Origin of the sequence: Thiofilum flexile DSM 14609, from assembly GCF_000380185.1 — a bacterium.
GTDB classification, from domain to species: Bacteria; Pseudomonadota; Gammaproteobacteria; order Thiotrichales; family Thiotrichaceae; genus Thiofilum; species Thiofilum flexile.
The window spans coordinates 61,946-74,768 of record NZ_KB904758.1 but is presented as its reverse complement, the minus strand read 5'-3'; the positions used below and the strand labels follow the sequence as shown (position 1 = coordinate 74,768).

At 43.0% G+C, this 12,823-nt stretch carries 15 protein-coding genes; 13 read left to right on the top strand and 2 right to left on the bottom strand.

The features are described from left to right. Positions 1-61: 61 nt before the first annotated feature. From A3IK_RS0106865 to acpS, 11 genes are all read left to right on the top strand, one after another. Positions 62-1,447 (top strand): DegQ family serine endoprotease, encoded by a 1,386-nt coding sequence (locus A3IK_RS0106865; RefSeq protein WP_020559239.1) that lies wholly within the window; start codon positions 62-64, stop codon positions 1,445-1,447. 16 nt (positions 1,448-1,463) lie between these two features. After that, positions 1,464-1,718: a glutaredoxin family protein gene (locus A3IK_RS0106860; RefSeq protein WP_026220854.1), complete on the top strand. Its 255-nt coding sequence runs from the start codon at positions 1,464-1,466 to the stop codon at positions 1,716-1,718. Continuing rightward, the gene (lepA, locus tag A3IK_RS0106855; protein ID WP_020559237.1) at positions 1,711-3,519 is read left to right on the top strand and encodes a translation elongation factor 4; all 1,809 of its coding nucleotides are present in this window, start codon (positions 1,711-1,713) and stop codon (positions 3,517-3,519) included. Before A3IK_RS0106860 ends, lepA begins: the two co-directional genes overlap by 8 nt. Before the next feature lie 24 nt (positions 3,520-3,543). After that, on the top strand, positions 3,544-4,317 hold the full coding sequence (lepB, locus tag A3IK_RS0106850; protein WP_020559236.1) for a signal peptidase I: 774 nt from the start codon (positions 3,544-3,546) through the stop codon (positions 4,315-4,317). A 36-nt stretch (positions 4,318-4,353) separates the two neighbouring features. Continuing rightward, positions 4,354-5,019 carry a ribonuclease III gene (gene rnc, locus A3IK_RS0106845; protein ID WP_020559235.1) on the top strand — a complete coding sequence of 222 codons (666 nt, stop codon included), beginning with the start codon at positions 4,354-4,356 and terminating at the stop codon, positions 5,017-5,019. Next, on the top strand, positions 5,016-5,900 hold the full coding sequence (era, locus tag A3IK_RS0106840; protein WP_020559234.1) for a GTPase Era: 885 nt from the start codon (positions 5,016-5,018) through the stop codon (positions 5,898-5,900). The genes rnc and era overlap by 4 nt, the downstream gene beginning before the upstream one ends. Positions 5,901-6,074: 174 nt before the next feature. Further along, entirely contained in the window at positions 6,075-6,770 is a 696-nt protein-coding gene (gene recO, locus A3IK_RS20255) for a DNA repair protein RecO (protein WP_020559233.1), read from the top strand. Beyond that, positions 6,767-7,504, top strand: coding sequence for a pyridoxine 5'-phosphate synthase (locus tag A3IK_RS0106830; RefSeq protein ID WP_020559232.1), 738 nt, complete (start codon positions 6,767-6,769; stop codon positions 7,502-7,504). Before recO ends, A3IK_RS0106830 begins: the two co-directional genes overlap by 4 nt. A gap of 16 nt (positions 7,505-7,520) precedes the next feature. Beyond that, the gene (locus A3IK_RS0106825) at positions 7,521-8,597 is read left to right on the top strand and encodes an AAA family ATPase (protein ID WP_020559231.1); all 1,077 of its coding nucleotides are present in this window, start codon (positions 7,521-7,523) and stop codon (positions 8,595-8,597) included. 2 nt (positions 8,598-8,599) lie between these two features. Continuing rightward, positions 8,600-9,490, top strand: coding sequence for a DUF4435 domain-containing protein (locus A3IK_RS20250; RefSeq protein ID WP_020559230.1), 891 nt, complete (start codon positions 8,600-8,602; stop codon positions 9,488-9,490). After that, positions 9,487-9,867: a holo-ACP synthase gene (gene acpS, locus A3IK_RS0106815; protein ID WP_020559229.1), complete on the top strand. Its 381-nt coding sequence runs from the start codon at positions 9,487-9,489 to the stop codon at positions 9,865-9,867. Before A3IK_RS20250 ends, acpS begins: the two co-directional genes overlap by 4 nt. Here the strand turns inward: acpS and A3IK_RS20760 are convergent. Then, positions 9,864-10,133, bottom strand: a complete 270-nt coding sequence (locus tag A3IK_RS20760) for a YkgJ family cysteine cluster protein (RefSeq protein ID WP_083915685.1) — start codon at positions 10,131-10,133, stop codon at positions 9,864-9,866. The two genes, acpS and A3IK_RS20760, sit on opposite strands and share 4 nt — an antisense overlap. Positions 10,134-10,310: 177 nt before the next feature. Between A3IK_RS20760 and hrcA the strand changes: the two genes are divergently transcribed. Then, positions 10,311-11,366, top strand: coding sequence for a heat-inducible transcriptional repressor HrcA (gene hrcA / locus A3IK_RS0106810; protein WP_026220853.1), 1,056 nt, complete (start codon positions 10,311-10,313; stop codon positions 11,364-11,366). Between the two features lie 61 nt (positions 11,367-11,427). Here hrcA and A3IK_RS20755 read toward each other — a convergent pair whose 3' ends face one another. After that, positions 11,428-11,922, bottom strand: a complete 495-nt coding sequence (locus tag A3IK_RS20755; protein WP_020559227.1) for a hypothetical protein — start codon at positions 11,920-11,922, stop codon at positions 11,428-11,430. Between the two features lie 642 nt (positions 11,923-12,564). On the opposite strand from A3IK_RS20755, the gene A3IK_RS0106800 reads away from it, so the two are divergent. After that, entirely contained in the window at positions 12,565-12,822 is a 258-nt protein-coding gene (locus A3IK_RS0106800; protein WP_020559226.1) for a DUF4212 domain-containing protein, read from the top strand. The last annotated feature ends 1 nt before the right edge of the window (position 12,823 follow it).

Below are 12,823 nucleotides of genomic sequence, written 5' to 3'. Positions count from 1 at the left end.
CATAAAATAATAATAAGCCTAAAGTACGCATTGAGACGAATAGGCAGTCGGGAGCAGTTTGATGTATCACTATTGGCTTGGCTTAATCTTATGGGTATGGTTAGTCACTCATTCGGTATGGGCGCATAATCTGCCGCAATTCACTCAGCTAGTAAAGCGTGCCAGCCCCGCTGTGGTTAATATTACAACGCGCAGCCAATTAGCCCTAGACCAAACAGAGCCTGATACCTCGGATCAGTTATTTGATGAGTTATACCGGCGTTTTTTTGATGAGCGCGGTCAGTCACTTCCCTTTGACACTAATCCCCGTGGTTCGGGATTTATTCTCTCATCAGATGGTTATATTGTAACCAATCATCATGTAGTCGCCAAAGCGAGTGAGATTGTAGTGAGACTCAGCGATAGGCGTGAGTTTAAAGCCCAGCTCATTGGCAGTGATTTACGTACGGATGTCGCACTCCTTAAGGTTAGTGCTAAAAACCTACCCACGGTCAAAATGGGCAATTCAGACCGTCTCGAAGTGGGAGAGTGGGTATTAGCCATCGGTTCACCGTTTGGGTTTGATCATAGTGCGACTTCTGGCATTGTGAGTGCGTTAGGGCGTAGTTTACCTAGTGATAATTATGTCCCCTTTATTCAAACCGATGTTGCCATTAATCCGGGTAATTCTGGTGGGCCTTTATTTAATTTAGCGGGGCAGGTTATTGGCATTAACTCGCAAATTTATAGTCGTTCCGGTGGGTTCATGGGGGTATCCTTTGCGATTCCCATTAAAGTAGCACTAGGTGTGATTGAGCAATTAAAAACCAAAGGTTATGTATCACGCGGGTGGCTAGGGGTCTATATTCAAGAGGTTGATCAAGAGTTAGCCGAGTCTTTTAATTTACTCAAGCCTACCGGCGCACTCGTCGCTCAAGTCACCGCAGGAGGCCCTGCCGAAGGGGTGCTTCAGATAGGGGATGTGATTTTAGAGTTTAATGGACGTGCTGTGCCTAATGCTACGGTATTGCCGTCTATGGTCGGTATGACAGCAGCAGGTACACCCGTTCATTTAACGATTATGCGCGAGGGGCAACGCCAAATGATTACGCTTACCTTAAGCGAGTTACCTGCGCCAGAGTTACCCGTAGAAGATTTAATGTCACCGACTCAGCCAGATGCTTCATCTAATGCTAGTCTTTTAGGTATGGAGTTAAGTGAGCTAGATGAGCAAATTAAACAAACACTTAAAATCACTGAGGGAGTGCTAGTAGATAGGGTGCTCAGTGAGCCTGCGCGTTCGGCTAAAGTCGAGGAGGGGGATGTTATCACCTTAATGGATGGTAAACAGATTCGTTCTCGCGCAGAATTACGGGGTCTAATACAAGCACTAAAACCACCCCGCATGGTGCCATTATTGGTTAATCGTCAAGGTGTGTCCCGTTTTATTGCCCTCAAAGTTAATTAAACCGAGTAGTCAGTGATTGATTCAAGCAAAAAACCTCGTAACCGTGTATTATCGCCTCGGCTGTCATTTATGTGATGATATGATAGCGGCTTTGCAGAATTTGCAAGGTGAACTGAATTTTGACATTAAACTGTCTGACATTGATCAAGCCGAACCTATGCTGCGCCAGCGCTATCATGTGGATATTCCCGTGGTGGAGTACGAGGGCGAAGTGTTGTGTTATCACTTTTTTGATGAGCAGGCATTGAGGCTAGCATTGCAGCATGAGTGAAGCGAATCAAAATATCCGTAACTTTTCCATTATTGCCCATATTGACCACGGTAAATCCACCTTGTCTGATCGTTTTATTCAAGTGTGTGGTGGTCTAACTGATAGGGAAATGTCTGAGCAGGTGCTCGACTCTATGGACTTAGAGCGGGAGCGCGGTATTACCATTAAGGCGCAAAGTGTTTCCTTAAACTATACCAGCAAAAAAACAGGGGAAACCTACGAGCTGAATTTCATCGATACCCCCGGTCATGTGGATTTTTCCTATGAGGTATCACGCTCTTTAGCGGCGTGTGAGGGGGCTTTACTAGTCGTAGACGCCTCTCAAGGGGTTGAAGCGCAGAGTGTAGCGAATTGCTACACCGCGATTGATCTTGATCTCGAAGTGGTTCCGGTACTCAATAAGATTGACCTGCCTGCGGCAGATCCTGATCGCGTCAAGGTAGAGATTGAGGAAATCATCGGCCTAGATGCTCAGGATGCGGTGGTTTGTAGTGCGAAGACAGGGATTGGGATTGAGGAGGTCTTAGAGCAAATTGTTGAGCGGATTCCTCCGCCTAAAGGTGATCCTTCCGCCCCGCTTAAAGCACTGATTGTGGACTCATGGTTTGATAACTATGTGGGTGTGGTATCACTCATTCGAGTTAAGGATGGCGAGATTCGCAAAAAGCAAAAAATCAAAGCCATGGCGACCGGTCGCGAATTCCAAGTAGAGCGAGTGGGGATTTTTACCCCTAAAATGACCGATAGAGATGTACTGCGTGCGGGCGAGGTAGGTTTCCTCATTGCCGGGATTAAAGAGTTAGATGGCGCTAAGGTGGGTGATACCTTTACGGATGTCCAAAAGCCTGCTGATAAACCTTTACCCGGCTTTAAAGAAATCCAGCCGCGCGTATTCGCCGGTATTTTCCCGGTTGAGTCGGATGATTATGAGGATCTACGCGAAGCGCTACAAAAGCTTAATTTGAATGATTCGGCCTTATATTATGAGCCAGAGACTTCACAAGCCTTAGGTTTTGGTTTCCGTTGTGGCTTTTTAGGCATGCTGCATATGGAAATCGTACAAGAGCGCTTAGAGCGTGAGTATGATTTAGATCTGATCACTACTGCTCCTACCGTTATCTATCAAGTTTTGACCACGGCTGATGAAGTGGTTGAGATTCACAATCCTGCTCAGTTACCTAGTGTGACGAGTATTAAAGAAATTCGTGAGCCGATTATTCGCGGCACGATTCTAGTACCACAAGAATATGTGGGTAATGTTATGAATCTGTGTGTGGAAAAGCGCGGCGTACAAAAACAAATGCAGTTTTTGGGTAATCAAGTCACACTGAATTATGATTTACCCTTAAATGAAGTGGTATTAGATTTCTTTGATCGCCTCAAATCTGTCAGCCGTGGCTATGCCTCCTTTGATTATCAATTAGACCGCTTTGAAGAAGCACCGATGGTTAAAGTTGATATTTTAATCAATGGGGATAGAGTGGATGCCTTGTCGCTAATGGTACATAAATCGTTTGCCCAACAGCGGGGGCGTGATTTAACCGAGCGCATGAAAGAGATTATTCCACGCCAAATGTTTGAGGTCGCCATTCAAGCGGCCATTGGTACGAATATTATTGCACGTACTACCGTCAAAGCTTTACGTAAAAACGTATTGGCTAAATGTTATGGTGGCGACGTGAGCCGGAAGCGTAAGTTACTCGAAAAACAAAAAGCGGGTAAGAAACGTATGAAACAAGTCGGTAGTGTTGAAATTCCGCAGGAAGCTTTTTTGGCAGTACTTAAAGTGGGCGATAAGTAGTTAATAATAGGAAATAAAACGAATATGAGAAGTTTGCTGGATTTAGAATTAATTCTAGTCACTTTGACCGTAGTATCGGGCTTGATTTGGTTAGGGTATTGGTTAAAAACACGTAATCAGCCTGCGGGTAAAGTAGATCCTGTGATAGTGGATTATGCTAAATCCTTCTTTCCGGTATTATTTGTGGTATTAGTCTTACGCTCGTTTATTATGGAACCCTTTCGGATTCCGTCCGGGTCTATGCTACCTACCTTAGAAATCGGCGACTTTATTTTAGTGAATAAGTTTGCTTATGGAGTACGCTTACCGTTACTGCATAACAAGATTATTGAGACAGGTGAACCGAAAGTAGGGGATGTAGCGGTATTTCGCTTCCCACAAGATCCTAGTATTGATTTTATCAAGCGTGTGATTGGTGTACCCGGTGATCGGATTACGATTAATGATAAGGTGCTAAGTGTGAATGGTATCCCTGTGGAGCGAGTTTCTAAGGGAGACTATATACCGATTGCTGGAGGCGATCAGGGCGATGATCAAGCCTTACGTTTAAGTGAAACGTTAAATGGTAAACTGCATGATATTTTGATTGACCCGAATGTATCTAGCCCTATCCAAGATATTATGGTGCCACCGGGGCATTATTTTATGATGGGAGATAATCGCGATCATAGTAATGATAGTCGTTATTGGGGCTTTGTACCGGAAGAAAATTTAGTAGGTAAGGCAGTATTTATCTGGTTGCATTGGAATATTGGCAGCACTTGGCCTTCCTTATCGCGCGCAGGTGGGATTGAATAAAATCCCACTTCCCACATCTAGGATAGAGAGTGTCGTGTGGAACGATTGGATAAATTAATAGACAGTGAGTTAATGGCGGGTGATAGTTTTAAACGCGCCATTACTCATCGCAGTGCGGATGGTAAAAATAACGAACGCTTGGAGTTTCTTGGTGATAGTGTGCTGGGGCTTATTATCACCACGGAGCTTTATAAACGTATCCCCCGTGCGAGTGAGGGATACTTAAGCAGGCTACGTGCCTCCTTAGTCAATGAAAATGCTTTGGCACAGCTAGCCGGTGAAATTCGCTTAGGTGATTTTTTGCGTTTAGGCCCTGGTGAATTAAAAAGCGGGGGCTTTAGGCGTAAGTCGATTTTAGCCGATGCGTTAGAAGCTTTGATTGGTTGTATTTATTTAGAGCGTAGTTTAACGGAGGCACAAAATTTTGTGCTGACTATTTATCAGCAGCGTCTAAAAGAATTACCGACTGAAGACGATTTAAAAGACCCCAAAAGTCGACTGCAAGAATACTTGCAATCTCGTAGTATGGATTTACCCCAATATAATTTATTGGATGTGACGGGTGAGGCGCATAAGCAGTCTTTTCGCGCTGAGTGTGTGATTCCCGCCCTAAAAATCCGTACCGAAGGACAAGCGAATAGTCGGCGCAAAGCCGAGCAGGATGCCGCAGGGCAAGCCTTTGAAATAGTGAGAACCTTATGAAGCAATTTGGTGTAATAGCCATCGCAGGACGCCCTAATGTTGGCAAGTCCACACTCATGAATCATTTGATTGGGGCGAAAGTATCCGCCATTGCCAATAAACCGCAAACTACCCGCCATAATATTCGTGGGATTTTGACTGAAGGTGATACTCAAATTGTGTTTGTGGATACGCCCGGTATTCATAAAACCAGTAAGAGCTTACTGAATAAAACCATTAATCTAGAAGCTGTAGCAGCACTCGAAGAGGCTGATGCGGTATTAATGTTGGTTGAGGCGATGCGTTGGACGGAGGAGGATGAGTTAGTCCTACAACGCTTAGCGCATGTGACTTGTCCGGTGTTTTTAATCGCTAATAAAGTAGATAAAGTATCCGATAAGGAAATGCTCCTAGCATGGCTGCAAACGGTCAGTGCTCAGCGCGAGTTTAAAGAGGTATTTCCGCTTTCGGCGACTAAGGAAATTAATACCGCACAATTACAGCGTACCTTATTGGAGTTGATGCCAGAAGGTGAGTGGGCGTATGAGGATGATGATATTACCGATCAGTCCACCCGCTTTATTTGTGGTGAGTTAGTGCGTGAGCAGTTGATGACCTATTTGCATCAAGAGTTGCCGTATTCTACTGCTGTAGAGGTGGAGCGTTTTGAAGACAAGGGTAAAGTGATTGAAATTGATGCCGCTATTTGGGTCAGCCGTGAGAGCCAAAAAGGGATTATTATTGGTCATAAAGGCGAATCCTTAAAGCGGATTGGTAGTTCAGCCCGTATTTCGATTGAAAGCTTTTTAGAGCGCAAAGTAATGCTGAAGCTCTGGGTGCGTGTAGAAGAGAATTGGGAAAATAGTCCTAAGCATTTACAGCAGTTGGGTATTAGTCGCTAGACAATATCGTAACCAGCGAGGGGTATTATTTTTCCGAAGACGCTGTGAATACATCCTTGTACGCTTCAAGTCGGCATCCATGCCGACAAGACTTCTCCAAAACAATACCCCTAGCTGGTTACTTAGCCCTGAGAGCGTTGTAGCCTTGGCGTAATTTCTGAAGAGGCCAGTATAGTGTCCCAAGATCATCAATCCCTAGCTTTTGTATTACGCCGTAAACCGTTTCGGGATCAGAGTTTATTATTGGATTTATTCACCGAATCGCATGGCAAAATAACTTGTATTGCTAAATATTCCAAGGCGCAAGCGGATCGGTTGCGGGCTATCTTTGAGCCTTTGCGCTTATTAGAAGTACGCTGGCGCGGGTGTGGTGAGGTATTTACTCTATTTGATGTGGATGAGGTGCAGCGCTTTCCTTTGAAAGCGGCGGCTCTGATACAAGGCACCTATGCAACCGAAATATTATTGCGTGGTTTGGAACTAGGGCAAGAGCAAGCCGAATTATTTCAGTGGTATCAGGCGTTATTAATCGCTTTAAATCAACAGCCGAATAGTTCGCTATTAAATCAATTTGAACTGGCGTTTTTAGAGCAGCATAATCAAGTCTTAAATTTAGCCACGGATGACTTAACAGGTGCGGCCTTAGACCCAGAGCAGGGCTACCGCTTTTACCCTCAGCATGGCATTGTACCGCTGTCGACGGTGCTGAAGGACAAGGGTGTGGCTATTTCTGGTCAATTGCTCTGTGCGTTACGCCAGCCGGATACTTTAACCCCTGAACAACGTCACGAGTTACGCCAAGTCCTCGATCAAATGATGTATTATCACCTCAATGGTAAAACACTTTATGCAAGGCAATTACTGCAATGATTCATCCACTTGAACTAGGGGTCAATATTGACCATATCGCCACCTTACGCCAAGCCCGTGGCACCCCGTATCCCGATCTCATGGAGGCCATGCGTTTAGTTGAAGAGGCGGGTGCTCAGGCGATCACTATTCATTTGCGCGAAGATCGTCGCCATATTCAAGACAAAGATGTCTATGATATTAAACGGCTGTGTACGAAACGCATTAATTTAGAAATTGCGGCGACCGAGGAAATGGTGCGAATTGCGTGTGATGTCGTCCCGCAGGATATTTGCCTAGTCCCCGAAAAGCGCGAAGAGGTGACGACTGAGGGTGGGCTAGATGTGATTCATCATTTTGCCCGTATTCAAGATTGCACTCAGCGTTTACTCGCTGGGGGTATGCGGGTATCACTGTTTATTGAGCCGGATTTAGAACATATTCGTCGTGTGCCAGATATTGGTGCGCCAGTGATTGAGCTACATACCGGAACCTATGCGAATGCTAAAGGTGATGCGCAATTACGGGAGTTAGAACGTATTCAAAAAGCGGCGGAGCTAGCAGATAGTTTAGGGATTCGAGTGAATGCAGGGCATGGCTTGGATTATCAAAATACGGTAGCGATTGCCCAAATTCCAGAGATGCGTGAACTCAATATTGGACACGCGATGGTCGCCCGCGCGATTTTCGTGGGGATTCGCCAAGCGACGGTTGAGATGTTGGCTTTGATGCAGTCAGCACGAGCTAGGCAATGAATTAGGAGAGTGATATATGAATCAAGTAGTCAATGAAACTGATATTCAAGAGCCAGTTCGTGTGGTAGAGATTGGTGTGAAAGGGCTGTTTGGTTTATATGATCATACTGTCAAGCTCAAGGATGAGCGTGTAACGATTATTCATGGACCGAATGGGGTCGGAAAAACGGTTTTTTTACAAGCGATCAACGTATTTCTAAGTAGAAATAGTGCTAATCCTGGGTTATTTAAAGAGGTATTTGTCATTTTTAATGATGGTCAGCAAGCTGCTTTCAGAGGGAAAATGTTAGAAAGTAAGGATATTCCTAATCTACCTTATCCCACCTATTTTATTGATGTAAAGCGTTTGTGTGATACAAGTGATAAAGTTCATCGAATAAAACAACTAGTTAATCATTTGTCAGAAAAAATTGATAAAGCTAAAGTCAGCTATAGTGAGTATTCTCAGTCGCTAGATCAGAGTTTTCCAATTCGTCTAATTAAAACCACAGTATTAGAGGAAAACTTTCAAAAAAATACGCTAATGAAAATGTTCTCACAAATTGATTGGCAACGTAAACGCTATCAATCAATTGGGTTATTAGAGGCAAGTGATCAATTTAGTGATAATGAGTTTGAGCTGGCTAATCTTAAGCCTGAGCAATATACAACCATGACATTATATGCTAAAGATACTAAAGCGAAATTAGATATATTAGAGCCACTAGCCACTAAGATTGAAAAATTGATAGCAATATTAAATCATAAATTAAAAAATAAAAAAGTTTTCTTAGAACATAAAAATGGACTAGTCATACGAAACTCTAATGATGTAGAATTAACATGGGACTCTTTATCATCAGGAGAGCAGCATTTATTTGTTTTAATATATGAGTTGCTACTAAAGGTGGAGCCTAATACTTTAGTCTTAATTGATGAGCCAGAGCTTTCTTTGCATATTAGTTGGCAGCGCGAGCTAGTAGATGATTTTTTAGGTATTATAAAGTTAAATTCATTTGATATTGTTTTAGCCACTCATTCACCTAGTATTATTAATGATCACTCTAACCTGATGGTAGCTTTTAAATCCAATATACAGCAGGAAGTTGCCTAGCTATGTCAGATCTTAGTAAAGCGCAACACTTAGTTTATAATGTTCGTGAGATAGTTAACGAAGCTATTCTGTTAGGAAACGTTTTTGACGGTGGCTTTCTTTTAGTAGAGGGTGACAGTGATGTCAGACTTTGGACTAAAGTAGTTAAAAAAGAATACATACTTAAGGCTGATGGGAAAAATAATATAATTGAAGCTTCCAATATTTTAGATAGCCAAAAAGATCAAAGGGTACTCGGAGTAGTGGATGCTGACTTTGATCGCATTAATAGAGTAACTTATTCAGATCGTATTGTTCTCACCGATATGCATGATCTTGAAATTTTATTACTACATAGTAGTGCTTTGGCACAAGTACAGTTAGAGTATTTTGATGAAGAAAACTGTCAAGAAAAGTTTGAGAGAAAGTTTGGAAAATCGCCATTAAGTTTTATATTAGAATATTCTAGAATATTTGGGGTGCTTCGTTATTTGCATTATCATATATATAGTGATCATAGCCCTATGTATGATAAGGATAGAGAAGTATTTAGTTTTAATGCTTTAATGCCTAATAAATATGTGGGAGGCAAGAACCTTGCTTTTGATTGCAAAAGATTAAAAAAAGACTTTTGTGATAAGACGAGTATTGATCGTAGTTATATCGATCAGAAATATGATGAGCTTTTATTTTATCCTGACCAAGAGATTTGTCAGGGGCACGATACGCTGAATTTAATTTGCCTTGCGTTTCGAGAGATTTGTAAGCCCAAGAAAGGTGTTAGTTCTGAGGAGCTTGCTAAGTTATTAAGATTAGCCTTTAGTAAAAATGATCTCTGCCAAACTACAATGTTTCAAGCGTTAAAGCAAAAAGCTGAAGCGTGGAATCTAAATATGTTTCCGAGTTGTACATGATTATAGGTATCGGCACCGACATTGTTGAGATTGCCCGTATTGAACGGATTTTGGTGGGGTCATCCCAGCGTTTTGTGGAGCGCTTATTGCACCTGAATGAATTAGAGCGCTTTAAAACCTTAGTGAATCCGGCTCCTTGGTTGGCTAAACGTTTTGCCACGAAAGAGGCGGTCGCAAAAGCCTTGGGCACCGGAATAGGGGAACAGGCACGCCTACAAGAGATTGAAACGTGCTATACCTCAGCAGGCAAGCCCTATCTCACTTTACATGGGGTAACACTGCAAACGGCGCAAGCCTTAGGCATACAACACTATCAGTTAGCGGTCAGTGATGAGCGTCATTATGCGGTGGCTTTCGTGGTATTAAGTGCAGGCTAGAGAGCTTTATTTGTAGGCTGGGTTAAATATTCAAGCTCTGTCAGATAGTGCAGTGCGTGAATGCGTCCATGGCCGCACATAGCCGGTTCTGGTTTAAAATCAGCGCATACTTTAGGGCGTTCAGCGTGTCCGAAGAGAGCACAACGTTGATCGGCTAATAAGTGTACACAACTAACCCCAGCAGGTTTACCGTTTGGCATGAGAGGGATGGGACTAGAGATTGATTGAGCAATACAACAAGCTCCGCAATGCGGTTGGCAGTCCATGAGCAATCCAGCAGTTTAACATTCTCTTGTTATACCCACTTAAGCCGGAAAGAGCTATAAAATAGGGCAAAGATTAGGAGAAAAACCAATAGATTAAGCAGATAGCTGCTTGATGGGGATAGAATAGTTAATATGTTAGGTAAAGAACTGAATGAAGTCGAATAGGTTATGAAGCCAATGCAATCTTCAATAGCAATGCCGCCTTTAAATGAACGCGCACAACGTATTTTAAAGGTATTGATCGAGGAGTATATTCAAGACGGTCAGCCAGTAGGTTCACGTACTTTAGCTAAACGTAGTGGCTTAGATTTAAGCTCTGCGACGATTCGTAATGTCATGGCAGATTTAGAGGAAATGGGGTATATCCATTCACCTCATACCTCCGCCGGGCGTGTTCCTACCTCTCATGGCTATCGTTTTTTTGTCGATACCCTAGTCCAAGTCAAACCCTTAGAGGCGTTTTATATTCAACAATTACAAGGACGCCTTAGTACCCAGCTAGATGCTCATTCGTTGGTACAATCGGCCTCTAGTATGTTGTCCATGATTACCTCATTAACCGGCGTGGTAACGCTACCTAGGCGTCAGCCTGCGCTGATTAAGCAAATTGAGTTTGTACGCCTCTCCACTCATCAAGTATTAGTCGTCCTCGTTTTAGAACGTAATGAGGTACAAAACCGTATTATCCAAGTGGATCAGCCTTTTACGACAACAGAATTACATCAAGCGGCTAGCTTTTTAAATGAGTATTTAACAGGTAAAACACTGCATCAAGCCCGTGAAGTATTATTACAGGCCATGAATCAAGATCGTGAGGCCATGAATGCCTTAATGCTCTCCGCCATTGAATTAGGTGAAAAAGCGTTTGACCAAGCCGAAACAGAGTCCAGAGAGGACTGTGTGATCGCCGGTGAAACTAATTTAATGTCTTATGATGATTTGTCGGATGTGAGTAAGCTGCGGGATTTATTTGGAGCCTTTACTAAAAAGCGCGAGCTATTGTCGTTATTAGATAAAAGTATTCAAGCTGATGGCGTGCAAATTTTTATTGGGCGCGAAGCAGGGCTTGAGGTGTTTGATGATTGCAGTTTAGTAACGGCTCCCTACTCATTAGAAGATGAGCATATTGGGGTATTAGGGGTGATAGGCCCGAAACGTATGCCTTATGAGCGAGTCATTCCTATTGTAGATTTAACCGCTAAATTATTAAGCATGGCTATGCAACGGGATTAGGGAAAGAACAAGAAATAATTGTGGGATGATATTTTAACGTATCATCCCACAGGCCTATGGTTTAATAGTTGCAGCGAGATTTTTGATAGCAACCACCTTGATAGCGATATCCACCACGATGACCATAACCCCCTTTATTCACGACTACAACCGGGCGACGGTAGTGGTGATAATTAGGGCGTGATTGAATAACCACAACGGGACGTGGACGGTAAACAGGGCGCTGGTGTACGACTACAACGGGACGTGGACGGTAAACCGGACGTGGTTGGATGTAGACCGGGCGGGGTTGAACATACACAGGACGTGGTTGAACATACACAGGACGCGGACGATGGTAGACCGGACGTGGGCGATGTTGTACAACGACGACGGGACGTGGACGATGGTAGACCGGGCGTGGGCGATGATAAGGACGGTAATGGCCTCCATGACCTCCACCACCACTACCAATAGTGATACTCCAAGAAACATTGTCGCTTCCAGCCCATGCACTAGGGAAGCTGGTTAATGCAAAAGTAGTTAGACCGGCTACTAATAAAGTTTTGATATTCACGTAGTATTCTCCTAAGTCGGACTTCGCGTAGGTTTTAAAATATTTAAATTACAGTTCAACCGGATTAGGGACTCAAGTCGGAATCGTTAAAAACGGACAGTTTGTATCACTGCCGCTGCTGTTGTGTTTTGTTGTTCCATAAAGTGTAGCAAGTGTGGAGGCTATATTGTGCAAATAGTAAGGAAGGCCGCTAAGCGGTAGGTTAATTAAGATGTTATAATTAATTTTCTACTAAATTACTAAATTTTTTAAGTGAATAATAGACCGTATGCGCTTCATGTCTGGTTCAGAATTCAGCACTAAGCTTAGATTTAAAATTCTAAACGCTTGCCTACCTACCCTGTATCTATTAGGATAGCCGACACAGCACCCATAAAATTAAAATTGCCTCATAGGGCAAGCGCAAGATACTGGCCTTGAGGTCAGATTTTGTGATAAGTCAAATTAATAGTTATCATAATACACACACCACATTAGCTAGTTGATTGATTCAACCGTATCTTTTTCATAATACATGAGAAATGTAGGGTAAAGTATGGTCAATTTTTAGACGCACATCACTTAAGTAGGTGTAAAACGCCTATTTAAGTGATGTGCATGTGACGTTAACTGTTTGAGGTTTTTAATGGAGGAGTCCTATCGATGAATTCTGATAATGCATCGGCATACTGGGCTGCAAACGTGCGTTTGCTGACGATATGTTTAGTTATCTGGTTTGTTGTTTCGTTTGGGTTTGGCATTTTACTAGTTGAGCCAATGAACAGCATCAAATTAGGCGGTTATAAACTAGGCTTTTGGTTCGCCCAACAAGGTTCTATTTACGTCTTCGTCATTCTCGTTTTCTTCTATGCTTGGCGCATGGGACAAATTGACCGTAAATTTGACGTGCATGAAGAGTAAT